The sequence below is a fragment of the Chitinophaga niabensis genome (assembly GCF_039545795.1).
Classification (GTDB): Bacteria; Bacteroidota; Bacteroidia; order Chitinophagales; family Chitinophagaceae; genus Chitinophaga; species Chitinophaga niabensis_B.
The window spans coordinates 726527-751979 of the sequence record NZ_CP154260.1 but is presented as its reverse complement, the minus strand read 5'-3'; the positions used below and the strand labels follow the sequence as shown (position 1 = coordinate 751979).

Here is a 25453-nt window from a genome sequence, read left to right as displayed (position 1 = left end):
CTTTATATATACTGATTAATGATGTTTTCGAGCCACTCCTGTCTGCCACTGGTCTGCTTCGGTTCACCATTTGCCAGTGCGAAACTTCTCAGGTCTTCCAGTTGTAGTTTTCCCTCTTCAAATGCTTTACCCTGACCACTATCAAATGAGGCATAACGATCTGTACGGAATTTCCTGTAAGAAGATTCCTGCAGGATCCTTTCTCCGATAATAGCAGCGCGGGCAAATGCATCCATACCGCCGATATGTGCGTGGAAGATATCTTCCAGGTCTGTTGAGTTCCTGCGTGCTTTAGCATCGAAGTTGACGCCGCCGCCTGCAAATCCGCCTGCTTCCAGGATCACCAGCATGGTTTCTACCAGCTCGTTCAGGTTCATGGGGAACTGATCTGTATCCCATCCGTTCTGGTAATCGCCGCGGTTGGCATCTATGCTGCCCAGCATACCTGCATCTGCTGCTACCTGTAATTCATGCTGGAAAGTATGGCCTGCCAGGGTAGCGTGATTCACTTCGATATTCAGTTTGAAGTCTTTATCCAGGCCGTATTCACGGAGGAAGCCGATCACAGTGGCACTGTCGTAATCATATTGGTGTTTGGTGGGCTCACACGGTTTAGGCTCTATGAAGAAAGTGCCTTTGAAACCCTGTTTGCGTGCATAATCTTTTGCCATGGTGAGGAAACGGGCCAGGTGATCCAGCTCACGTTTCATATTGGTGTTCAGCAGAGTCATGTAACCTTCGCGGCCTCCCCAGAAAACATAGTTCTCACCACCTAATGCAATGGTAGCATCCAGTGCATTTTTCACCTGTGTACCGGCATGGGCCACTACTGCAAAATCAGGATTGGTGGAAGCACCATTCATGTAACGCGGATTGCTGAATACATTGGCAGTACCCCAGAGCAATTTCACGCCGCTGGCTTTTTGTTTTTCTTTCGCGTATTCCACGATCTGCTGTATATGGCTTTCATATTGCGCCAGGCTATCTCCTTCATCGATCAGGTCGATATCATGGAAGCAATAATAAGGCACGCCCAGTTTGGTGATGAACTCAAATGCTGCGTCCATTTTATCTTTGGCCTGTTGTACAGGATCTTTGGCTGTTAACCAGGGGAAAGCTTTTGTACCAGGGCCGAAGGGATCTCCGCCTGTTCCGCAGAAGGTATGCCAGTAACTAACGGCAAAACGGAATAATTCTTCCATGGATTTTCCGTTGATCACTCTTTTGCTGTCGTACCATTTGTAAGCAAATGGATTATCTGATTTCACTCCCTCAAACTGGATCTTTCCTACTGTAGGGAAATAAGTTTTAGTTCCTGTAATGATATTCATGTTCAATGTTTTTTTAGTATTCAAGTAAGATCTGGTCCAAACGTTTTTTCCATTGGTTATAAGCGGCTGTATATGCCTGTTGCGGGCCTTTTTCCGGTTCAATAGTAGCAAGGCATTCCATACCAATGAAGGCATCTTTCATATTGCTGTAATAACCTGAACCTACACCGGCAGCACGGGCTGCACCCAATGCGCCATCTGTATTATAGAGTTCAATGGTAACACCGGCTGTGTTGGCAAAGGCTTCGCGGAATAAAGGGCTGAGGAACATATTGGCTTTACCGGCACGTACGCGGTTGATCTTTAATCCCATTTCGCGCATGATATCCACGCCATAGGTTAAAGCAAACACAATACCTTCCTGACCTGCCCGCAGCAGATGCGGCTGATGATGCACACCAAATGCCAGCCCTTCCATTCTTGCACCCGGTTGGCGGTTAGCGAGAATACGTTCTGCTCCGTTTCCGAAAGGAAAGATCTGCAGCCCTTCAGATCCAATAGGCGCCTGAGCGGCCAGTTCATTCATCTTATTATAATCCATACCGCCTGTGATGGAACGTAACCAGCTGTTTAAAATACCGGTTCCGTTCAGGCACATCAGTACACCATTCCTGATCTCCTTCGCAGTCTGGTTCACATGGATAAAGGTGTTCACCCTGCTTTGCGCGTCATAGGCTACCTGGTCGTGCACGGCATAAACAACCCCTGATGTACCTGCTGTGGTAGCAGCTTCACCAGGTTGCAGCACATTGAGGGAAAATGCATTATTGGGTTGATCGCCTGCCCTGTAGGTTACAGGAATGCCTGCTTTCAATCCTAACAACTGCGCTGCCTTTTCTGTTACGCGGCCCTGCTCTCCGAAAGTGGGAACAATGGGCGCCAGTAATTCTTTATCTATTTTATAATAGTTCAGCAGCGAAGTGGATACCTGTTGATCTGCAAAGTCGTAGAAGATGCCTTCGGATAAACCAGACAAAGTAGTGACTGCATCACCTGTTAAACGCATGGCAATAAAATCGCCGGGCAGCATGATGTGCTGTATACGTTTGTATTTCTCCGGTTCATTCTGCTGCACCCAGCGTAATTTGGATGCGGTGAAATTCCCGGGGGAATTGAGCAAATGCGGCAGGGTATATGCCTCGCCCAATGCGATCGCAGCCTCATCTCCTATTTGTACGGCACGGCTGTCACACCAGATGATAGCAGGCCGTAATACCTGCTGCTCCTTATCCACACAAACCAATCCATGCATCTGGTAGGCAATACCAATGGCGTTTACCGCTGCGGGATCAAAGGGATGTAATTGTTGTAATGCATGTGTTGCTTTGATCACTTCCTTCCACCACATTTCAGGGTCCTGTTCCGCCCATCCTGAGCGGGGAACCTGTATCACCAACTCTTCAGCAGAGCCGGTGGCTGTGGCCAGACACTTGCCTGTAGCGGCATCAAGTAATGCCGCTTTAATGGAAGACGATCCTATATCATAGCCAATTAAATACATAGTTATTACCAGAATATAGTGTACAATGCAGCCAGGATACCACAGATCAGGATAGCACCCACTGTAAATCCGGTGTTGAGTTTGAACATGGAAGCGTCCACCTCAAGGCCTTTAGGATTGTTTTTACTCTTCGGATCCAGTAGGCTCACCAGCACCATGATGGCTACGATGATCACAAACACCCAGCCCATACGATTAATGAAGGGCAGTTCAGGGATGAAGTATTTCAGCGCAACGGATAATGGTATAGCCAATGCAGCACCTACCAATGCAGCGTTTGCAGTGGTACGTTTCCAGAAGAAGCCCAGGATGAAGATGGCAAATACACCCGGAGAGATGAAGCCGGTATATTCCTGGATGTATTGGAAGCCCTGGTCGAGGCTTTTCAATGCAGGCGCTACCAGCGCACCAATGATGATGGCCACGATGATTGCAATGCGGCCTACTTTCACCTGCTCTTTTTCGGAAGCTTCTTTATTGAAGAAGTGTTTGTAGATATCGAGGGTGAAGATGGTGGCGATACTGTTTGCCTTTCCGGCGAGAGATGCCACGATAGCTGCTGTGAGTGCTGCGAAAGACAATCCTTTCAATCCTTCCGGCAGGAGGTTCAGCAACACGGGGTATGCATGGTCCGGCTTAACGTTACCGGCAGCATCCAGCATTTCCTTCTGGAACACACCGTTCTTATACAATACATAAGCCGCAATACCCGGCAATACAACGATCACGGGCATCAGCAGTTTCAGGAAACCTGCGAACAGCAGACCATTACGTGCCGTTTTCAGATCTGCACCCAGTGCACGTTGTGTGATGTATTGGTTACAGCCCCAGTAGTTGAGGTTCACGATCCACATACCACCAATGAGTACAGCAATACCTGGAAGGTCTTTATAATGTTCGCTTGAACTGTCAAAGATCATATGAAAATGCTCGGGTGCTTTCTGGCGTAACAGGCCTAATCCTTCCATCATACCACTTCCGCCGAAATGGTCGGATACGAGATTCAAAGCAAGATATGTTGTAGCCAAACCACCCAGTACCAGGAAGAACACCTGCAATACATCCGTATAACCGATCACCTTCATACCACCCAGTGTAATGAAAATAGCAAAGATGGAAAGGCCGATGATCACGGTGGAGAACTCATATCCTGAAATGGTCTGGATAGCCAGGGCACCCAGGTACAGGATAGAAGTGAGGTTCACAAACACATACAACAGGAGCCAGAATACGGCCATCACTGTACTTACGCGACTATCATACCGCTGCAGCAGGAATTGCGGCATGGTAAAGATCTTGTTCTTGAGATAGATGGGCAGGAAGAAAATAGCCACCACCATTAGTGTAGCTGCTGCCATCCATTCATAAGTGGAAATTGCCAGGCCCATTTTAAAACCGGAGCCGGACATACCAATGAACTGTTCAGCAGAGATATTGGACGCGATCAGTGAAGCGCCGATAGCCCACCACGTGAGAGATCCTTCTGCAAGGAAAAAGTCCTTTGTATCCGTAGTTGCTTTCTTTTTTCTACGATAGATATAATAACCATATCCGGCAACGATCAGAAAATAAAACAGGAACACAATTTTGTCCCAGAAGAATAGTGATTCATTTTTCATTTTAGCTCAGTAAAACGTGTTAACGTGGTGAATGAAAATAGCGCGTCAAGATAACAAACTATTTGAAGTATTTTACTAGTACAGATATAAAAAGTGTTCAGAGTACATTTCTTCTCCTGAAACACCTTAACACATTCACTATCAATAGATAGCATTTGTTATTTTAAAGATCCAGGCATATTCGCAGGGAACTTCTTTCAGTGAAAGCTTCGGTACGGTCACTTCTATCCCCTCTTTCACCTTCTTAAAGGCCAGTGGTTTTTTAAGACCCGGCATTTGAACCGTAGTTTTAGCAGAGGTGTTTAGCAACACTTCATACGCAGACGTTGTTTATAACAATTGGTTGACCGGAACGATGATCTCCTTCCCTCTTTCAATTGTAAGTGGTAATAAATGCTGACGATATTTGAGAACGAGGTTGCGCCCTCCTACAGAACGTAATTTCAGGCCTGAAAGCTCTGCATTCTTCCAGACGATATCCAATTCAAAACCTCCCCTTGCACGCAGGCCTGTTACGGAACCATTATTCCATGCGGCAGGCAAAGCAGGTAACAGTTCCACATAATCACCATGACTTTGCAACAGAGCCTCTGCAATTCCCGCGGTACCGCCAAAGTTACCATCTATCTGGAATGGTGGATGGTTGTCAAAGAGATTGGGCAGCGTAGATTTTGCAAACAATGCCTGCAGGTGATTACGCACACTGTCTTCCTGTTTCAAACGTGCATAGAAGTTAATGATCCAGGCACGGCTCCAGCCGGTGTGACCACCTCCTTTGCTTAAACGGCCGGTGAGTGTACGCATGGCTCCTTCAAAGAGAGAAGGTGTTTGTTCCGTGATCTGTGTACCGGGATGTAAACCGAACAGGTGAGAGATATGCCGGTGCCCGGGCTCTGCTTCTTCATACTCATTGATCCATTCCAGTATGCGGCCATCTTTGCCTATTTTGGTAGGTGGTAATAGTTTAACAATACTGTCCCATTTTACCACCTCTGCAGAATCTGTTCTTAATATTTTGGCTGCTGCCATACATTTATTCAGGAACTCCCTTAGTATCTGGTTATCCATGGTAGGGCCATAAGTGATGCCGGTTGGTTTTCCTGTAACCGGATGTTTGAACCTGTTTTCAGGTGAGCTGCCGGGATTGGTAACAAGGTAACCTTCAGGGCTCTTCACCAGGAAGTCTTCCACAAACAAAGCATGTTCCTTCATGAGGGGATAAGCTTTGTTCTTCAGGAATTCATAATCCAGCGTGAAAGCAAAGTGTTCCCAGAAATGCAGGCACATCCAGCTGGCAGCCATGGGGAAAGTTCCAAATGCTGCATTTGCCTGTACCCCTGTTTTGCCAAAAGCATCTGTACAATGATGCACTACCCATCCTCTCGCATCATACATTTTCTTTGCCGTCTTACGGCCTTCCGGGCGGATCCTGTCCATGAAATCAAACAGCGGAGCGGTTGTTTCTGTAAGGTTGCATACTTCCGCGGGCCAGTAGTTCATTTGCAGGTTGATATTGGTATGGAAATCTGCATTCCAGGGTGCATCTATATGTTGGTTCCAGATGCCCTGTAGGTTAGCGGGCAATACACCCGGTTTGCGGGAGCTGGAAAGCAGCAGGTACCGGCCGTATTGAAAATACAGGGCAATCAGGTGTGTATCTTCTTTACCCGTTTTTGCGAGCGCTAATCTTTCATCCGTTGGCAGTTCATCAACAGGCTCATTGATCTGCAACTGCACTCTTTTCATGTAAGGTTCAAAGTCCTTTATATGACTTGCAGCTATTAGTGCGTAACTGCGCAAGACGGCCTTTTGCAGGAGTTGTTTGCATTTATTGAGCGCGATGTTTGCCCCTTCATCAACATCCTGTTTCAGGGCGTTGTAATTCGTTGCGCCCTGAATATATAAAGTGAGGGCAGCTGCATTCTTTACCTGCAGCGTTTGCTGTTTAGCTACAACCGAGCCTCCCTGCGGCACAGCCTGCAGCATGCCGGCGAAACGCATATGATAACCTTCAGGGCCGCGGAGGTCTTTTGTATTCTTATCGTTAATACGGCCGTTTAAGATCAGCTGGTTCTTCACTGCCGCCACCGTGCAATCTTTCATGTGATTGGCTGTATCTTTTGTATCCGGGCGGTCCAGTGAAAGGATGGCATTGATGGTGCCGGGTTTTACGGTGGTGATCCTTACCACAATCACATTATCCGGCGCTGAGGCCAGCACTTCCTGTTTATATTCAATGCCATTCACTTTGTAGGTAGTGGTGGCAATGCCGTTCATTAAATTAAGCTGGCGTTTGTAATCTGTTACCTCTCCGAAGTCATAATCAATATTCACATTCATTAAGGTCTGGTGAGAACGGAAGTTGCGTGCAATGCGATTGGAGTTTTCATCATCCACGGCTACAAAGTTCTTTTGTGCGAGGTTCAGGGCTTCTTCATTTTCGCCGGCGAAGATCAGTTTGCGGATGGTATCCAGGTACCTGAAAGCATTGGGGTTGGCATCGTTGAACTTATTTCCGGCCCATACGCTTTCTTCATTGATCTGGAGTATTTCTGTATTGGTGCGGCCATACACCATGGCACCAAGTCTGCCGTTTCCAACGGGCAATGCTTCCTCCCATCTCCGGGCAGGCTGTTTGTACCAGAGATGCAGAGATTGTTCTTGCGCGAGAGCAGAACTGCTTAGCAGTAAGGAAAGGATAAGGATCTTTTTCATACCTGTAAAACGATCTTGGTTAAATATAATCATTGCAGCACCCTACAACAAGATGCTGTTAATTCAGTACAAACAATTGCGATTATTTCTTTAGCCTTGCATCATTCCAGCCAGTGTTCTGCCCACTTCAGAACCGATGGCAATACCCATACCTCCCATGCGCACGGCCAGGTATATACGATCAGAGTATGCCTGTAGTATAGGCCGTTTGGTTTTACCAAATCCCATAATACCCGTCCAGCGGTCTTCTACGGTATAGGAATGATCGGGTAGGATGAAAGTGCGGAGTTTTTCTTCCAGGTCCTGCTGGATTGTTTCTTTCAGTTCGAAGTTGGTGGTAGCTTCCCCTGCAAAATCCAGGTTACGCCCGCCGCCAAAGAGTACGCGGCCTTCGATCTCTCTAAAATAGTAATAACCTTTGTCAAAATGAAAAATGCCTTTGAAGGGTAATCCCTTAACAGGCGTTGTGATGAGCACTTGTCCGCGGCCCGGGGTGATATCCAGTTCCGGTAACAGGCCTTTGGCAAAGGCGTTTGTGCATATAGCCAGTTGATCTGCGCTGAAGGTGAGTGTTTCTTTACTGCCGGGCTGCTGTATGGTAACCAGTACCTGTTGTGCATTTTCTTCAAAACCAATGACCTCGCAACCTGTTTTGATCTCTATGCCTCTTTCAAAGGCCAGGTCTATGAGGGTGCGCATCATTTTGCCGGTATTCAGTTCACCTTCAAAATTATTCTGTACAAGGGATTGAACATGTTGTGTGTTAAAACCAAAGCTTTGCAGCTTTTGATCTGCATGGCTGAAGGCAGGGCCGGGAAGGATCCCGAAGAGCATGGAGTTGACACTTTCCATTTGTTCCAGGGCAGCAGACTCTGCCGCACTGATCAGTTCATAACTGCCGTTTTCCCGGTAGTTCATGCGATCATCGCCAATACGGGAGCGCAATAACTGAAGTCCTTTAAGGCGCATGTGAACAAGGGAAACCACTTCTTCTGTGGTCATGGTTTGCAGGTCTTCCAGGATCTCTGTTAAACTGCCGATGCAGGCAAAACCGGCGTTTTTGGTGCTGGCGCCTGTGGGTAATATACCTCTTTCCAGTACCAGGATCCTTTTGCGGGGGAACTTCTCTTTATAGCTGATAGCCGTGGAGAGCCCAACAATACCACTTCCTAAAAGGATGCAGTCATATTGGAGGAGGCTTTGTTTTTCCCAGAAGCTGAGCATGCGTGTAATTTAAAGAAAAAATTTGAAGATCAGCGCGTAAAGCGTAACTTTACGCTATGCAGAGATCATAATGCCCCATATTTTTCATTTTGTTAACCCTGGGCGGATTATGATCAAAATTTTAAGAGCAAAGCTTTAAGGGCTTTCTGGGAATACGATGACAGGAGCAGGTTACCTGCCCAACAACTTACAAAGATCCTCATGATATTGGATCGGTTGAATGATGCGGAAATTGTTCCCGATGATCTGTCAGGTATTAAGGGGTGGCGTATCCATCCTTTAAAAGGACCAGTAAAGAATATCTGGAGTTTAACAGTAACCGGTAATTACAGGATTGTTTTTTTTATTTGATGGCGGCAATGCCTACAATGTAGACTACCTGGATTACCATTAAAAATGATAATGATGCAACGAAGAATGCCATTTATCCATCCCGGCCTGGTGTTAAGGTCGGAAGTGATAGAAGAACAGGGGCTTACTATCACAGAAGCCGCGGCCTTGTTAAAAGTAACGCGTACAACGTTATCTAATGTGTGCAATGGCAAAGCAGATATTTCTGTAGAAATGAGCCTCCGGATTGCCAAGGTTTTTGGCGGTACCGCAGAGATCTGGCAGCGGGCACAGATCTCTTATAACATTCACATTGCCACACCCAAAATTGAGAAACTAAAGCTGAAGCCATATGTTCCTTCTGAAGACAAAAGGAAATATGCTTCAGCTAAGAGTTAATCAAAAAAAGAAACCCCGATCGCAACGACCGGGGCTTGAACACTACTATAGGTTGAACCATACTAAACCAGGTAACCAAAAAGATTATCGTCTTTATTCAGCTCCGTGTAATTGATATTGTATTGCTGCATGTTAGTCAGCAATACATCATAATCCTTCCTGTCGCTTAATTCAATCCCCACTAATGCGGGCCCTGTTTCTTTATTATGCTTCTGTATAAATTCAAAACGGGTGATATCATCTCCGGGACCCAGCACAAAGTTCACAAACTCTTTGAGGGCACCTGGGCGTTGTGCAAAACGGATAATGAAATAATGTTTTAATCCTTCGTAAAGCAGGGAACGTTCTTTGATCTCCTGCATCCGGTCGATATCATTATTACTACCACTTACGATGCACACTATTTTCTTCCCTTTGATCTCTTCTTTAAAATCATCCAGGCATGCCATAGAGAGTGCGCCGGCTGGTTCCACCACAATAGCTTCTTCGTTGTATAAACGGAGGATGGTTGAGCAGATACGGCCTTCCGGCACCAGGCTCATTTTGTCCAGCACATCTTTGCAGATATTATAGGTGAGCTGGCCCACACGTTTTACGGCAGCGCCATCCACAAAGCGGTCTATTTCTCCTAATGTAACGGGGCCACCGTTCTCCAGTGCACGCATCATGGAGGGGGCGCCTACAGGCTCAAGGCCAATAATTTTTGTCTGGGGGCTGTAGGTGCGGAAGTAGGTTCCTACACCGGAGGCAAGGCCGCCTCCGCCAACAGGTATAAACAGGTAATCGATGCCGGATTGTTCTTCCAGGATCTCCTCTGCTACAGTTCCCTGTCCTTCAATGATCCTGATATCATCAAAGGGAGGAATAAAGGTCATGTTGTTTTCCAGGGTATATGCCTGTGCTTCAATAGCGCAATCATCGAAGGTATCTCCTACCAGCCTGATCTCGATATTCTCACCACCGAACATCCTTACCTGGTTCACTTTTTGTTTTGGTGTGATAATGGGCATGAATACTACCCCTTTCACGTTCAGCTTTTTACAGGAATAAGCAAAACCCTGTGCATGGTTACCAGCACTTGCGCAGGTAACACCATCTGCCAGTTGTTTTGGATCCAGGCTGCTCATCATGTTGTAGGCACCGCGCAATTTATACGAGCGCACCACCTGCATGTCTTCTCTTTTCAAATAGATATCACAGTTATACCGGCGGGATAAACTGGCGCAATAAGTGAGGGGTGTACGTATCACCACTGACTTCAACCTTTCGGCGGCTTCCTTTATCCGGAGCGTATTTACTGTATTGACGACTTCCTCCATTTCTTACCACTATTGCAAAATGAAATGGGAAAAGATATTTCACTTTTCCCATTCTCACTTTATGATTATTTATTAGGGCGCAGTTTCCTGACTGCAGCGCCTGCCTGCCACATTTCACTGTTACGCAGTTCTGCCAGTTCCACTTCCAGCTTAGCACGATAATCGGGCTGGCTGTTGAGGTCGATAGAACGAGCTGCTTCTTTACCTGCAGCTACGCTTGCGTACAGTTCATCAAATACTGGTTGTGTTGCATCTTTGAATTTCTTCCACCAATCCAGCGCACCGCGTTGAGCAGTTGTGGAGCAGTTCGCATACATCCAGTCCATACCGTTCTCTGCTACCAATGGCATCAGGGATTGGGTCAGTTCTTCTACTGTTTCGTTGAAAGCTTCTGAAGGAGAGTGACCGTTGCTGCGGAGTGTTTGGTATTGTGCAGCAAAGATACCCTGGATGCAACCCATCAAAGTACCACGCTCACCTGTAAGGTCAGAGAATACTTCTTTTTTGAAATCTGTTTCGAAGAGATATCCTGAACCAACACCGATACCGAGTGCAATTACTCTGTCGCGGGCTTTACCAGTTGCATTCTGGAAGATTGCAAAGCTGGAGTTCAGACCCTGACCTGCGAGGAACAGTCTGCGGAGAGAAGTACCGGAGCCTTTAGGAGCTACCAGGATAACGTCTACATCAGCAGGCGGAATGATATTGGTTTGTTCTTTATAAGTGATACCAAAACCATGAGAGAAATACAGCGCTTTACCAGGAGTCAGGAAAGGCTTCAGGGTAGGCCACAGGGTGATCTGACCTGCATCAGACAGCAGGTATTGAATGATCGTACCTTTTTCTGCAGCTTCTTCGATCTCGAACAAAGTTTCGCCCGGAACCCATCCGTCTGCTACTGCTTTATCCCAGGTCTTGGAATTCTTACGCTGACCGATGATCACGTTAAAGCCATTGTCCTTCAGGTTCAGAGCCTGGCCGGGACCTTGTACGCCATAACCAATGATAGCAATAGTTTCATTTTTCAGAACTTCTCTTGCTTTTTCCATGGGGAATTCTTCTCTGGTTACTACGTCTTCCAGTACTCCGCCAAAATTGATGGTTGCCATGTTGTGATTGTGTTTTTTTAAAGAGTTAAAAATTGCGTCGGTTAGGTTAGTCTTTCAGGTTGTCTGTTTCAATCAGTGACAAGTCCTTCAGATGTTCGTGGAAACGACGGCTCCATTTCACAATCGCTACGCGACCGCTTTTGGAATATTCTATGAGACCATATGGTTCCAGCTTTTGCAGCATTGCAGTCAGCTCCTGCTGGTGGCCTGTTTTTTCTAAAACGAAATAGTCCGGCGTAATGGTAAGGATGCGTGCATTGTTATCCCGGATGATCTTTTCAATATCCCCGCTGTGCAGGGCTTTGGTAGAGATCTTGTACAATGCCAGCTCCTGGTACACCACTTCATCTTCCTCATGCACGAATGCACGATGTATTTCGATGAGCCTTTCTATCTGCCCCACTACTTTATCCAGCAGTTCCCTGTTGGAAAGTACGGTGATGATGAATTTATAAACGCCCGGGATCTCTGTTTCCGCAGTATTTAAACTGGTGATATTGATGCCCCGGCGGGTGAAGATCACGGAGATACGATTGGTGATCCCAATCCTGTCTTCCGTGTACACCGTTATGGTATATTCTTTTTGCATGTTGTGTCTTTTCTAAAATGTGAAATACTACGCTACTACTCGAGACGGATGGCTGAAATTGGTGCCCCTGCTGGAACCATTGGGAATACATTGTCTTCCTGCTCCACCACACATTCCAGGAGGTAAGCCCCCGGCGTGTCCAGCATTTCTTTTACTGCTGCTTCAATCTCCGTGCGTTCGCTGACCTTGCGGCCCGGAATGAAAAATCCTTTGGCGATCTGTACGAAATCCGGGTTCGTCATTTCTGTAGAGGAGTATCTCCTGTCGAAGAACAACTGCTGCCACTGGCGTACCATGCCCAGGAAATTATTGTTCAGGATCACGATCTTCACGCCTATCTGTGATTGATAAATAGTACCCAGTTCCTGTAAGGTCATCTGGAAGCAACCGTCTCCGATGATGGCTACCACTTCTTTTTCAGGAGCACCTACCTTGGCGCCCATGGCTGCAGGCAGCGAGAAACCCATAGTACCCATACCACCGCTGGTGATATTGGTATTGGGATCTTTAAAGCGGTAATAACGGGAAGCGATCATCTGGTGCTGCCCTACGTCTGTTACGAGGATAGCTTTTCCGTTTGTTTGTTCGGAAATGATGCGGATCACTTCTGCCATCTTCAGCATACCTTCTGTTGGATGCAGTTCTCTCTGCTGCACTTTTTCGTATTCCTGTTTATCCAGGTCTTTGAAAGATTGCATCCACTCTTTATGTTCAGCAGGTTTGATCAGCGGCAGCAATGCTTCCAGCGCCTGTTTGGCATCTGCATGCACGGCTACGTCCGCTTTGATGATCTTGTTGATCTCTGCTTTATCAATTTCTATGTGTAATACTTTTGCCTGGCGTGCATAGGTATTTACATCTCCTGTGATACGATCATCGAAACGCATACCTATTGCGATCAGTACATCACATTCATTGGTGTTGATATTGGGTGCATAGTTACCATGCATACCCAGGAAACCAACATAACAAGGATGATCTACCGGCACAGCGGAAAGGCCCAGCAGTGTGGAAGCTACAGGGATCTGTGCTTTTTCTGCCAGTTCGATCAGTAACTTTTCTGCGCTGGAGAGCAATACCCCATGACCGCAAAGGATATAAGGTTTTTTAGCACTGTTGATCAGCTCAGCAGCCGCTTTTACATCTTCTATCTTCAGTTCGGGAACCGGGCGGTAGCTACGGATATATTCGCAGGCTTTGTATTGAAAGTCCAGTTTGTTTACCTGTGCATTTTTGGTGATATCTACCAGTACAGGGCCTGGGCGGCCGCTCCTGGCAATATAGAATGCTTTGGCAATAGCACCGGGAATATCTTCCGGCCTGGTCACCTGGATGTTCCATTTGGTGATGGGCGTGGTGATACCAATCACATCTGTTTCCTGGAAAGCATCTGTACCGAGCAATGCTGCTGCTACCTGGCCAGTGATGCATACCATGGGAGTTGAATCCATATAGGCATCAGCGAGGCCGGTCACCAGGTTGGTGGCACCGGGACCAGAGGTGGCAAATACCACACCTACTTCTCCGTTTGCACGGGCAAAACCCTGAGCGGCATGTGTAGCGCCTTGTTCATGACGAACGAGTATATGATGGACTTTATCCTGGAAATCATACAGGGCATCGTAAATGGGCATGATAGCGCCACCGGGATAACCGAAAATGGTTTTAACACCTTCTGCGATCAGTGACCTGATCACAGCTTCGGCCCCCGTAATTATGTTGGCAGCGGCGGCCCGCTTGTCAGACTCATTAGTCTTCATCGGTAACACATCCTTCTGTTGCATTTTTAACATGTTTAGCGTACTTGAATAATATTCCTTTCGTTGCCTTCAATGCCGGTTGTTTCCATGCGGCTTTGCGGGTTGCCAACTCTTCAGGAGTAAGGTTAACTTTGATAATGTTGTTGACTGCATCCAGTTCAATAATATCATCATCTTTCACCAGGGCAATGGTACCGCCTTCGTAAGCCTCCGGCACAATGTGTCCGACGACGAAACCATGCGTGCCACCGGAGAACCTGCCATCTGTAATGAGGGCTACGTTCTTTCCTAAACCGGCACCCATGATGGCGGAAGTAGGTTTCAGCATTTCCGGCATGCCCGGTCCGCCTTTAGGACCCACATAACGGATCACTACCACATCACCTGATTTTACTTTACCGGAACTTATACCTGCGATCAATTCAAATTCGCCGTCAAAAACACGGGCAGGGCCAACAAAACGCTCACCTTCTTTACCGGTGATCTTGGCTACGGAACCTTTTTCAGCCAGGTTTCCGTAAAGGATCTGGATGTGACCGGTTTCTTTCAATGGTTGTTCCAGCGGAACTATAATATTCTGTGTTGTAAAGTCGATGTCAGGAACATTTTCGAGGTTCTCTGCAATTGTTTTACCGGTTACGGTTAAACAATTACCATGCAGCATACCTTTTTTCAGGAGGTATTTCATGACTAAGGGAACACCGCCAATGTTGTGCAGATCTTCCATGAGGTATTTACCACTTGGCTTCAGATCAGCCAGCAGTGGCGTTTTATCGCTGATACGCTGAAAATCGTCTGCAGTGATATTGATATCCACAGATTTTGCGATAGCGATAAAATGCAATACAGCATTGGTGCTGCCGCCAAGTGCCATGATCAGGGTGATGGCATTTTCAAATGCTTCACGCGTCATGATATCCCTTGGCTTAATATCTTTTTCGAGCAGCAGGCGGATGTACTGGCCTGCTTCAAAACATTCTTCCTGTTTTTCTTTGCTGAGTGCAGGGTTAGATGAACTGTAAGGTAAGCTCATTCCCAGCGCCTCAATTGCAGAGCTCATGGTATTGGCAGTATACATACCACCACATGCACCTGCACCCGGGCAGGAATGCTGTACAATCTGTTTGAAGTCGCCCTCATCCAGGTTGCCTGCTATTTTTTGGCCCAGGGCTTCAAATGCAGAGATGATATTGAGGTCCTGCCCCTTGTATTTACCCGGAGCAATGGTTCCACCGTATACCATAATAGCGGGGCGGTTCAAACGGCCCATAGCCATCAGGGAGCCCGGCATGTTTTTATCACAGCCCGGAACAGTGATCAGGGCATCATAATACTGTGCACCGCAAACTGTTTCAATGGAGTCAGCAATCAGATCACGACTAACCAGGGAATAACGCATACCATCCGTACCATTGCTGATACCGTCACTTACGCCGATGGTATTGAAGATAAGGCCTACCAGGTCATTTGCCCAGACGCCTCTTTTCACTTCTTTCGCCAGGTCGTTCAGGTGCATATTGCAGGTGTTACCATCATAACCCATGCTCACTACCCCTACCTGTGCTTTTTTCAGATCGTCTTCTGTTAATCCAATTCCGTACAACATAGCTTGTGCCGCCGGCTGTGTTGGATCCTGTGTAATCGTTTTGCTGTATCTATTTAACTCCATATGATTAAGTCAGTTAGCCTAATTTCGAAATATTGGTAAAAGTATCCCGGGAGCGCCTCATGTTCCAAACCTATAATTTGCCGGTTCCCGGTCTTCAAAAGGAGGCCTCAAAGGCCAAAATTCGCTATGGTAGTGGGTTAGGGGGTTTAGCGGTTACGCCATTCAAAGGTAAAAAAGAGGGTGGCGGCCCCGCAGATAGCCTGGCCCACCACCCTGCTATCGGTACACTAAGCTGGAATAGCTTCGCGTTTGAATTCTTTTTCGAGGACTTTTGCTTTGTAGGCCTGTTGAATGACCTTACCCAAAGATTCTGCCCATGGTTTGCTGAAGCCCTGACCGTCCAGTGAATCCCATCCGATCACCTCAGCAGCAGTACCGCAATAGAAGACTGCCTCTGCCTGCTTGAGCTCTTCCACGGTAATTTGTTTCTCAATCACTGGAATACCCAGCTCTCCGCAGATCTCAATCACCGTAGCGCGGGTAATACCAGGGAGGATGTTGCCTTTTTGCGGGGTATAGATCTTACCATCTTTTTCATAAAAAAGATTAGCGCCGGGGCCTTCAGCGACAAAACCGTCGATATCCAGCAGCAGCGCTTCTTCATATCCTTTTTCCTTAGCTTCCTGCGAAGCAAGTATGGAGTTTATATACATACCCGCCGCTTTGGATTCTATCTTAAAGGCTTTCGGATTAGGACGCTGATAAGAAGAAACCATTACACGCAGCAGCTTCTCACCCAGGTAAGCACCCCATTCCCATGCACAGATCAGCAGATGTGTTTCCGATGCAGCTTTGAGGGTCATATTAGGAGGGCAGAATACCAGCGGACGGATGTACGCCTCTTGCATATTATTCAATTCCAATACCTTATAGCAAGCAGCGATCAATTCATCGTTGTTGTATTTGTAGGGGATGTGGATCAGTTCGCAGGAACGCTTGAACCTGTCGAAGTGTTCCTTGGCTTTAAAGATCTTCACCTCACCGCTTTCTGTTTTGTAAGCACGGATGCCTTCAAACACTGCGTATCCATAGTGGAGCGATTGACCATAGAGGTCGATTTTGGCTTCGGCGGCTTTGGTATAAGCCCCGTCAAAGTAGAGAATCGTGTTTTCGTTGTAATAGCTATACATATTATTGGAATTTGCACACATAAAAAAAGCCTTCCTGTGTGGAGGAAGGCGTTCTATTTTCAGTTAGTTTAATACACGCTAATCTATCCTCCGGTTTGGTGGCTGATAATGACAACGACGATCACGACTAGCGTAATAGCCCAGTTCAACTGAGGTATTATGTTACCGATCTTGTTATTGTTTTTATTTAACCACATGGAGGTCTAATCAATTTTTTGTTGATCAGTACAAATGTATTGGTGATTGGAATAAAAAACAATACAAGGGCCAATATTTTGTCAAATATTAAACACAGGGGCGATTTTTAAAAATATCGAAATAATGACTCCCCAGATTGAATAAAATCTAAGAATATCTGAGTTCCTGTGGTTCCTGTCAAAAGCCCCGGATTAATTTCCGGAGATGGGCCATGGTAGCTTCATCCTTGCTTCATCCTTGCTTCATGTTGCCTCCCGGAGCGGGTTTAAGCTACTTTGAAGCAAGGATGAAGCAAGGATAAGCATAAAAAAGGGCCGCCTTTTGGAGGCAGCCCTTATTATTTTGTTACAGGCAGCTATCAATTACTGCCTGTAGTTTCGTTTCTTTCTCTAACAGCTTCTCCAGCAGTACTAACTGGTTTTTAGCCCGGTTATAATTGTGTTCCGGGTATTTAATGGGATAATATACATCGCCATTCAGGTAGTCTGTAAGGAAGCGGATGCCCTGCATATAGATCATGAACTTACCGGCATAGAAAAGATGGTCTTTTTCCGTCCGGGACAGGGTGCTGCCCACTTCAGAGAGATATCCTTTCATCAATGCTTCGTAATAGTCCTCCCGGATGCTGATCTGGCTGAAATCACGTTCTTCTTCGGAAACGGGGCTTACGTAGGTACGCACCATATCTCCCAGGTCTGAGATGATCTTGCCGGGCATCAGGGTATCCAGGTCGCACACGCAGATGCCTTCAAAGGTGTCCTTATTGAGCAGTACGTTGTTGATCTTGGTATCGTGATGCATCAGGCGGTCGCCGAATTCGGGATCCGTTTTAAGGGATTCGAAGGTAATGGCGATGTCTGAATAGCGCAGGCATTGCTCTATCAGTTCTTCCGCAAAGTTCTTCCGTTCTTCTTTGGCTGTGCGGATAGCCTCCTGGAAGGCGGAATAACGCAAAGTGAGATTGTGGAAGTTAGGAATGGAGGCTTTGAACTCATGCAGGTCTATACCATGCAGGAGCCGGGCCATTTTCCCAAACTCGCGGGCAGCTTCGTACGCTTGTTTTGGCGTATCTGCCTGATCTACAGAGGTTGAGTTGGGAATGAAAGGGATCATCCGCCAATATTCCTCGTTAAAAAAGAACATCTCCTCCCCCGTTACCGTGGGAATAGGTGTAATAAACAGGTAATCCGGATGGTGTTCTGCCAGGAAATCAGCAGCCAGCCTGAGATTACGGGCTATTATACCCGGTTCTTTAAAAACATAGGTATTGATCCTTTGAAGGATGTACTTCTGATCCTGTTGTCCGCTTAAAAGGAAGGTATTGTTAATATGGCCGCTTCCAAATTTCTTTATTTCGTAATCGGCCGCATTCAATCCAAATGCACTGACAATTTCAGCATTCACCATTATTTCCAGAGATTATCCGGGTATTCCCCTTTATTTACTAATGCGGACAGGCTTGCCTGAACACCGGGAGCATCTTCTTTGTAAGTAACGCCAAACCATTGTGAGCTGGTTGGGATCACTTTAACAGAACCCGTGCCGCTGGCAATGAACTGATCTACCACAATAGGAATAAAGAATTCAGATTTAGGATCTGTGATCTTCTGGTCAAGGAACTGATCGAACAGTTTTTCGCTTACAGGGAACACGGATGGTGCAAAGCCCCAGAAGTTCATGGATACAGGGGTTTTAGGGCCCAGTTCCACTTTCTTATCCCCTTCTTCGTATACGATCTTACCGTTATCTACGTAGATCTTGGTCCTTTCAGTGATACCAGCCAGGTTGCCATCGCCGTTTGCTTCGCAAACACCGCGGGATACAGAACCGTATTCACTAATGGTTTTACCCAGTTCGTAACCTACTACGCTGTACCTGTCTGCTGCGCATTCTCCTTTCAGGAATTCAGCCATCTTTTCGAAGGCGTCACGGCCATAGAAGTCGTCTGCGTTGATTACGGCAAAAGGCTCGTTGATAGCGTCTTTCGCGCAAAGTACGGCATGTGCGGTACCCCAGGGTTTTGTGCGGTCTGCCGGAACAGTATGTCCGTTCACGAAAGCATTCATGTCCTGGAATACATATGCAGTTTCTACTCTGCCTTTCAGTTTGGGTTCAAAGATCTCTTTAAACTCTTCTGCAAAGTTGTCGCGTATAATAAACACGATCTTGCCAAAACCCGCGCGGATAGCGTCGTAGATAGAATAATCAATGATAGTTTCTCCACTGGGGCCAAACTGTTGGATCTGTTTTAAACTTCCGTAACGGCTGGCCATGCCTGCCGCGAGAATCAATAATGTCGGTTGCATTTGTTGATATTAGTTTATAAATTTCGAACGAATTAATATCGGGGGCTAAATTTAGTGATTAAATTTTTCCCCAACTCTTTATTTTTTTGTTATAGTTGCGATCTGACGTTATCGCCTGCAGTGAACATTATTTTATTACAAATTAAACGCAGATGAAAAGATTAGTAGTGGCGGGAGCCATGGTACTGCATTTCATGCAGCCAACACATGCACAACAAAAGACTAACCCCCAAGAGATCAGCCCCAAAATGCAATGGTTTGCAGATGCCAAACTGGGGATTTTTATTCATTGGGGCATTTATTCAGTGAAAGGGATTGATGAAAGCTGGAGCTTTTATAACAAAAAGATCGCCTATCCTGATTACATGGCACAGCTGAAAGGCTTTACGGCAGACAAATACGATCCGCAGGCCTGGGCAGACCTGGTGAAGGAATCCGGTGCCCGTTATGCTGTGATCACCACCAAACACCACGATGGTGTTGCTTTATGGGATACTAAACTGAATAAACTCAGTACAGCTAAAAGCACACCTGCCAAAAGAGATGTGCTCACACCCTTCTTTGCCGCATTACGCAAGAACAATATCAAAGCAGGAGCTTACTTCTCACTGCTGGACTGGAGTTCACCTGATTATCCGGGTTTCCTGAAAGACAGCAGCCGTTATAAGATCAGTGATGATCCCAAACGCTGGGAGCGGTTTCAAAAGTTCTACCAGGGCCAGATGGCAGAGGTGATGACACAGTTCAACCCTGACCTCTGGTGGTTTGATGGAGACTGGGAACGCAGTGCGGAAGAATGGGAATCCGTAAAGGTCCGCAACATGCTCACCACACATAATCCTGCAACCATTATCAATGGCCGCCTCCAGGGATATGGCGATTATGATACACCGGAACAGAACTTCCCGGTGGTAAGGCCGCAATTTCATTGGTGGGAATTATGCATGACCATTAACAATAACTGGGGATACCAGCCACAGGATACCAACTGGAAAACGCCTTATGAAGTGATCACCATCTTTGCAGATGCCATCAGTAATGGCGGCAATATGCTGCTGGACATCGGGCCGAAAGCAGATGGCACCATTCCTCCCGAGCAGGTGCATGTATTAAAGGAATTAGGGAAATGGAATAAGAAACACGACAAAGCCATCTTTAACACCATAGGGGGTATTCCACAAGGTCACTTCTATGGTCCTACTACTTTATCAAAAGATTCCAGCACACTCTATCTTTTCCTGCCGGGTAAAGTAAACGGGCAGATCATGGTGAAAGGATTGGATAATAAGATACAGGATATCACCGTTGTTGGCAATGGCACTAAGCTCAGCCATAAGATCGTGGGGAAAATTTCCTGGAGCCCGGTGCCGGGATTGATCTATATTGATGTGCCATCTTCCGTACAGGATACATACATGACCGTGCTGGAACTGAAGCTGGATAAGCCCGTGAAGTTATATCGCGGCAAAGGCGGATTGAATGGATAAATGAACACAAGCAACTCAACTAATATGAAAAAAACGCTCCTATCAGCTTTTATGGCGCTGGCCTGCTTAACAGGCATGGCGCAGGAAAAGCAAGCCTTGTCGATTATCCCGGAACCTAAGTCCGTAGAAATGCTGGGCAGCCCGGTAACGATCACTCCACAAATGAAATACTTCTCCAATGGTGCCGCAGCAGAAAAAGCAGCGGAACTGTTTGTGTTGTTTGTTTCTTCCAACTATGGCTTTGTAATGGAAAAAGGTACCATGCAAAACAGTACGCTGGTATTTTCTGAGGATGATGCTTTATCTGCTGAAGGTTATCAGCTCACCGTAGCCAGAAATAAAATTGTGCTGCAGGGCCGTGCGGCGGGTTTGTTCTATGGTGTACAAACATTACAACAGATGCTGCCTTTCAGCGGCCAGGTTACAAAGAACAAGATCCCCGTTCCCGGTGTGCTCATAAAGGATGAGCCGCGTTTTGCCTATCGTGGGCTGATGCTGGATGTGGGGCGTCATTTCTTCTCCGTTGGTTACATAGAGAAGTTCCTCGACATTATGGCTTATTATAAACTGAACCGCTTTCACTGGCATTTAACGGAAGATCAGGGCTGGCGTATTGAGATCAAAAAATATCCAAAGCTGCAGTCTGTTGCTTCCAAAAGAAAGGAAACAATGGAAGGGCCTTATGGGGATAATAAGTTTGACGGGAAACCTTATGGCGGTTATTATACACAGGAGGAGATCAAAAGAGTGGTTAAATATGCGGCAGACAGATTTATTACGGTGATACCTGAAATTGAAATGCCGGGTCACGCACAAGCCGCACTGGCAGCCTATCCACAACTGGGTTGTACAGGTGGCCCATACGAAGTGGTTACTAAATGGGGTGTTCATAAAGAAGTATATTGCGCAGGAAATGATGAAGTATTCTCTTTCCTGGAAGATGTGCTCACGGAAGTGATCCCATTATTCCCCAGCCAGTATATTCATATTGGTGGTGATGAATGCCCGAAAGACAGATGGAAGGCCTGCCCCAAATGCCAGGCACGTATGAAAGCGCTGGGCCTGAAAGACGAGCATGCCTTGCAGAGCTACTTCATTCAAAGGATGGAAAAGTTCCTGAACAGCAAAGGTAAAAGGATCATCGGATGGGATGAGATCCTGGAAGGCGGGCTGGCACCGGATGCTACGGTGATGAGCTGGCGCGGCGAAGCTGGTGGCATTGAAGCTGCAAAGCAGAAACATGATGTGATCATGACGCCGAACACGTACCTGTATCTCGATTATCACCAGGGTAATCCTGCAACAGAACCGCTGGCCATCGGCGGATATCTTCCACTGGAAAAGGTATACAGCTATGAGCCATATCCTGCTGCATTGGCCGAAGAAGAGAAAAAATACATTAAAGGGGTGCAGGGAAATGTATGGACAGAATATATCCCAGACGAAAAATCTGTTGACTATTTCACTTATCCACGCGCATTGGCACTCGCAGAGATCACCTGGAGCCCGCAAAACAAAAAGAACTATACCCGCTTTACAGCTGCGTTGCCTAAACAACTTGCCAGGCTGGATGATGCGCGTATTAACTTCCGCATTCCTGAACCAGGAGGCCTTGAAGATGAAGTATTAACCAGTGCCAGCACTACGGTCACTTTAAAACCATCCGTAGCTTTCGCAACTATCCGTTATACACTGGATGGCACTATACCTACAGCCAACAGCCCTTTATACACGAAACCACTTGTGGTTACACCTCCATCCAATGGTACCACTACTGTTAAATGTATTGTGGTCACGCCTAACGGAAGAGCCAGCGCCGTGTATTCAGCAGCTTACATGCGCAAGGATTATAAAACGGCATTAAATGTAAATCCAACCAATAAAGGCGTAAAGTTTGATGCGTTCTATAAAACCTTTAACCAGGCTAAAAACATCGGCAGCGGGAAAGCGGATTCAACAGGTGTAATACCTGCTTTCGATATCCGTCCATTCATTGCTAAAGTTACATTTGGTGTGCGCTATGAAGGATATGTGAAAATTGAAACGGATGGTTTGTATGAATTCAAAACCAATTCTGACGATGGTTCCGTACTGTTGATCGATGATGAAGTGATCGTGGATAACGATGGAGAACATGCGCCTACCGATAAATCAGGCATGGTGCCGCTTCGTAAAGGTTTCCACAAGATCAGCGTGAAATACTTTGATGCCGGCGGGGATCAACGGCTGCAGGTTAGCTTTGGGCTGAAAGGCAAACAAAGTATTAACTTGCGGAATGCACTTTTCCACTAAAGACATATTACAACCTATTCATACCACATGGCTGCCGGAGCATATCCAGGCAGCCATGTTGCGTTTGGACCAGCTGGATCCGCTTGTTTCCGGGAATAAATGGTTCAAGCTCAAATACAACCTGGAAGCAGCAGCCGGCAAACCTATTGTTACTTTCGGGGGCGCATGGTCCAACCACATCCTCGCTACTGCTGCTGCCTGCAAAATGAAAGGTTTGCGCTGCACGGGTATTATCCGCGGAGAAAGACCCGCTGTATTAAGCACTACCTTGGAACAGGCCAGCAGCATGGGCATGCAGCTGGTATTTGTAAGCAGGGAAGATTATAAGCTGCTCACGGATGCAGATGATGTTGGTGCAGATGATCATATGTATGCAGCGTATCAGCTTGACGATGACATCATTCCCCCGAATGCTTACGTAATCCCCGAAGGTGGTCACAATGCCCTTGGTGTAAAAGGATGCAGTGAAATACTGTCTTTAGCCGACACAAAAGATTTCACCCACATCATCTGTTCCGTAGGTACAGGCACTACCCTGGCCGGCCTGATCAATTCAACCGTAGAAGGCAGCGAAAACATGGTGGAAGAGGTATTACATGACCTGGCCCAGTTGGTGACCGGCGATCCCGGCCATGTTGTACAGAAAGTAATCGGTATTTCTGCATTAAAAGGTGCTTTCTCTTTACAGGCCCAGATAGAAAGCCTGCTGATCAGCCCCGGCCCCTGGGAATTGCTGCATGACTATCATGAAGGAGGATACGGAAAGATCAGCCCTGAGCTGATTGATTTCATGAATGATTTTTACCGGCAAACCCATATTCCGCTGGACAGGGTATATACCGGGAAAATGGTATTTGCCGTAAAAAAACTGGTTGAACAGGGTTATTTTCCTGCCAATAGCCGTTTATTATTGATCCATTCCGGTGGTTTACAGGGCAATGATTCATTACTTCCTGACGTTCTATGCTTTTAAAGAGTGACAACGTATATTTGTATTTTAGCCAACGTATGAAGCAGACTGTTAGAAGAATAATTGTGATGGTGATCTTATTCGGTAGCATCACTGTTGCAAAAGCACAAGAACGCGTACCGCCTGTATTACCGGATTTTTCCGCCCTGATCAAAACAGGGAAGATACAACTGGACTGGATCTCCGGTTTCCCCAATGCTGTGCAGATAGGCATCCAGCGTTCGCTGGACAGCGTGCTGAATTTCACCACGATCGGTTATGCCAGCAGCCCCGGTGAAAGCCGTAATGCTTATATGGATAACAAACCTTTACCCGGCAAAAACTACTATCGCCTCTTCATCCTTTTTTCTAATAACCGTTACATGCACAGTAAAGTGGTGCTGGCCGTTGAAGACTCTACCATCAATGCGGACACCAAACTGAACGCTTCTGATATTGCCAATCTCAGTCAGGGGAACACAAGAAAAGATGATGCTATTCCCTGGAAACCATCTAATTACATCTATACCACAGCTGACGGGAATGTGAATATCAGGCTGCCGGAAGCTTTAAAGAAAAAATATCTCGTTAAGTTCTATGAGCCTACAGGCGTTTTCCTGTTTGAAGTAGCGCATGTACAGGAACCTTTCCTGATCATGGAAAAAGCCATTTTCATGCATGCCGGCTGGTTCAACTTTGAGATCTTTGAGGATGGAAAGCTACTGGAGAAATGGAACTTATTTATTCCGCTGAGTTACAAGTAATATCTTCCTGAGCTGTAAGTAGTTCTGCTTCAAATACTTCTGCAAAATATTTTGCGATCTTACTTTTCACTTCTTCCAAAGGAATGGCATGGCCAAGTTCCTTTTCCAGGGAGGTAACCTGCTTATCAGTAATACCACAGGCCACAATGTTGCTGAAATAATCCATGTCTGTATTCACATTGATGGCAAAGCCATGCATGGTTACCCAGCGGCTGCAACGAACCCCCATTGCACAGATCTTCCGGGCTTTTGCAGGGTTTTCAGGGTCCAGCCATACGCCTGTTTCCCCTTTTGAGCGATCTCCTTTCAGGCCGTAATCTGCCATAGTACGGATAATCACTTCTTCCAGGAAACGTAAATACCGGCCTATATCTGTGAAGAACAGCTCCAGGTCTATGATGGGGTAACCTACTACCTGGCCGGGACCGTGGAAGGTGATATCCCCACCCCTGTTGGTTTGCACGAATTCGATCCCCTTTTCCTCCAATTGCTGGCGGTTGATCAGCAGGTTCTCCAGGTGGCCGCTTTTGCCGAGTGTATAAACAGGAGGATGTTCGCAAAACAGCAGGTGGTGGGCAATGGCAGCAGATGCATCAGCAGTGCCATTACGCAGGGCGGCCTTCAATTGCACACTTTCCTGTAATAACTGTTCCTGGTAGTCCCAGGCGCGCTGGTAGGGAATTACACCCAAATCGTTCACTCTTATCTGCTGTTTCATTCGTCTGCAAAGATAACTATAAGCTATCTTTGCAAAAATTTTTA

20 protein-coding genes and 1 pseudogene are annotated in these 25453 nt (G+C 46.5%); 6 read left to right on the top strand and 15 right to left on the bottom strand.

Annotated elements, in window-relative coordinates:
* Window positions 1-2 precede the first annotated feature (2 nt).
* The 6 genes from xylA to AAHN97_RS03215 all read right to left on the bottom strand — a co-directional run bounded on the left by xylA (window position 3) and on the right by AAHN97_RS03215 (window position 8390).
* Entirely contained in the window at window positions 3-1331 is a 1329-nt protein-coding gene (gene xylA, locus AAHN97_RS03240) for a xylose isomerase (protein ID WP_343306120.1), read from the bottom strand.
* A gap of 13 nt (window positions 1332-1344) precedes the next feature.
* Window positions 1345-2832: a xylulokinase gene (locus tag AAHN97_RS03235; RefSeq protein WP_343306119.1), complete on the bottom strand. Its 1488-nt coding sequence runs from the start codon at window positions 2830-2832 to the stop codon at window positions 1345-1347.
* 5 nt (window positions 2833-2837) lie between these two features.
* A complete protein-coding gene (locus tag AAHN97_RS03230) occupies window positions 2838-4451 on the bottom strand; it encodes a sodium/sugar symporter (protein WP_343306118.1) in 1614 nt (537 codons plus the stop codon).
* Window positions 4452-4592: 141 nt separating this feature from the next.
* Window positions 4593-4763 (bottom strand): alpha-L-fucosidase C-terminal domain-containing protein, encoded by a 171-nt coding sequence (locus AAHN97_RS03225; protein ID WP_343306117.1) that lies wholly within the window; start codon window positions 4761-4763, stop codon window positions 4593-4595.
* A gap of 18 nt (window positions 4764-4781) precedes the next feature.
* Window positions 4782-7166, bottom strand: coding sequence for a glycoside hydrolase family 95 protein (locus tag AAHN97_RS03220; RefSeq protein ID WP_343306116.1), 2385 nt, complete (start codon window positions 7164-7166; stop codon window positions 4782-4784).
* A 90-nt stretch (window positions 7167-7256) separates the two neighbouring features.
* Entirely contained in the window at window positions 7257-8390 is a 1134-nt protein-coding gene (locus tag AAHN97_RS03215; protein ID WP_343306115.1) for an NAD(P)/FAD-dependent oxidoreductase, read from the bottom strand.
* Window positions 8391-8519: 129 nt separating this feature from the next.
* On the opposite strand from AAHN97_RS03215, the pseudogene AAHN97_RS28970 reads away from it, so the two are divergent.
* Both AAHN97_RS28970 and AAHN97_RS03210 read left to right on the top strand, forming a co-directional pair.
* Window positions 8520-8741: pseudogene (locus AAHN97_RS28970) on the top strand (type II toxin-antitoxin system RelE/ParE family toxin); the annotation flags it as partial.
* Window positions 8742-8795: 54 nt separating this feature from the next.
* Window positions 8796-9119, top strand: coding sequence for a HigA family addiction module antitoxin (locus AAHN97_RS03210; protein ID WP_343306114.1), 324 nt, complete (start codon window positions 8796-8798; stop codon window positions 9117-9119).
* Window positions 9120-9181: 62 nt separating this feature from the next.
* Here the strand turns inward: AAHN97_RS03210 and ilvA are convergent, their stop codons facing one another.
* The 8 genes from ilvA to AAHN97_RS03170 all read right to left on the bottom strand — a co-directional run bounded on the left by ilvA (window position 9182) and on the right by AAHN97_RS03170 (window position 19199).
* Window positions 9182-10438 carry a threonine ammonia-lyase IlvA gene (gene ilvA, locus AAHN97_RS03205; protein WP_343306113.1) on the bottom strand — a complete coding sequence of 419 codons (1257 nt, stop codon included), beginning with the start codon at window positions 10436-10438 and terminating at the stop codon, window positions 9182-9184.
* Between the two features lie 65 nt (window positions 10439-10503).
* Window positions 10504-11547 (bottom strand): ketol-acid reductoisomerase, encoded by a 1044-nt coding sequence (ilvC, locus tag AAHN97_RS03200; RefSeq protein ID WP_074239787.1) that lies wholly within the window; start codon window positions 11545-11547, stop codon window positions 10504-10506.
* 46 nt (window positions 11548-11593) lie between these two features.
* Window positions 11594-12136 carry an acetolactate synthase small subunit gene (ilvN, locus tag AAHN97_RS03195; protein ID WP_074239788.1) on the bottom strand — a complete coding sequence of 181 codons (543 nt, stop codon included), beginning with the start codon at window positions 12134-12136 and terminating at the stop codon, window positions 11594-11596.
* A 35-nt stretch (window positions 12137-12171) separates the two neighbouring features.
* On the bottom strand, window positions 12172-13920 hold the full coding sequence (ilvB, locus tag AAHN97_RS03190) for a biosynthetic-type acetolactate synthase large subunit (protein WP_343306112.1): 1749 nt from the start codon (window positions 13918-13920) through the stop codon (window positions 12172-12174).
* A complete protein-coding gene (ilvD, locus tag AAHN97_RS03185) occupies window positions 13886-15565 on the bottom strand; it encodes a dihydroxy-acid dehydratase (protein WP_343306111.1) in 1680 nt (559 codons plus the stop codon). The genes ilvB and ilvD overlap by 35 nt, the downstream gene beginning before the upstream one ends.
* Before the next feature lie 227 nt (window positions 15566-15792).
* The gene (locus tag AAHN97_RS03180) at window positions 15793-16695 is read right to left on the bottom strand and encodes a branched-chain amino acid transaminase (protein ID WP_343306110.1); all 903 of its coding nucleotides are present in this window, start codon (window positions 16693-16695) and stop codon (window positions 15793-15795) included.
* Between the two features lie 543 nt (window positions 16696-17238).
* On the bottom strand, window positions 17239-18300 hold the full coding sequence (locus tag AAHN97_RS03175; protein ID WP_343306109.1) for a phosphotransferase enzyme family protein: 1062 nt from the start codon (window positions 18298-18300) through the stop codon (window positions 17239-17241).
* Entirely contained in the window at window positions 18300-19199 is a 900-nt protein-coding gene (locus tag AAHN97_RS03170; RefSeq protein ID WP_343306108.1) for a sugar phosphate nucleotidyltransferase, read from the bottom strand. The genes AAHN97_RS03175 and AAHN97_RS03170 overlap by 1 nt, the downstream gene beginning before the upstream one ends.
* A 152-nt stretch (window positions 19200-19351) precedes the next feature.
* Here AAHN97_RS03170 and AAHN97_RS03165 point away from each other — a divergent pair, with 152 nt between their 5' ends.
* The 4 genes from AAHN97_RS03165 to AAHN97_RS03150 are packed head-to-tail and all read left to right on the top strand — an operon-like array spanning window position 19352 to window position 24691.
* Window positions 19352-20686, top strand: coding sequence for an alpha-L-fucosidase (locus AAHN97_RS03165; protein WP_343306107.1), 1335 nt, complete (start codon window positions 19352-19354; stop codon window positions 20684-20686).
* Between the two features lie 24 nt (window positions 20687-20710).
* Window positions 20711-22978 carry a family 20 glycosylhydrolase gene (locus tag AAHN97_RS03160; RefSeq protein ID WP_343306106.1) on the top strand — a complete coding sequence of 756 codons (2268 nt, stop codon included), beginning with the start codon at window positions 20711-20713 and terminating at the stop codon, window positions 22976-22978.
* Window positions 22962-23951, top strand: a complete 990-nt coding sequence (locus AAHN97_RS03155) for a 1-aminocyclopropane-1-carboxylate deaminase/D-cysteine desulfhydrase (protein ID WP_343306105.1) — start codon at window positions 22962-22964, stop codon at window positions 23949-23951. Before AAHN97_RS03160 ends, AAHN97_RS03155 begins: the two co-directional genes overlap by 17 nt.
* 35 nt (window positions 23952-23986) lie before the next feature.
* On the top strand, window positions 23987-24691 hold the full coding sequence (locus AAHN97_RS03150; protein ID WP_343306104.1) for a hypothetical protein: 705 nt from the start codon (window positions 23987-23989) through the stop codon (window positions 24689-24691).
* Here AAHN97_RS03150 and lipB read toward each other — a convergent pair.
* Window positions 24669-25409 carry a lipoyl(octanoyl) transferase LipB gene (lipB, locus tag AAHN97_RS03145; RefSeq protein WP_343306103.1) on the bottom strand — a complete coding sequence of 247 codons (741 nt, stop codon included), beginning with the start codon at window positions 25407-25409 and terminating at the stop codon, window positions 24669-24671. The two genes, AAHN97_RS03150 and lipB, sit on opposite strands and share 23 nt — an antisense overlap.
* Window positions 25410-25453: the final 44 nt, after the last annotated feature.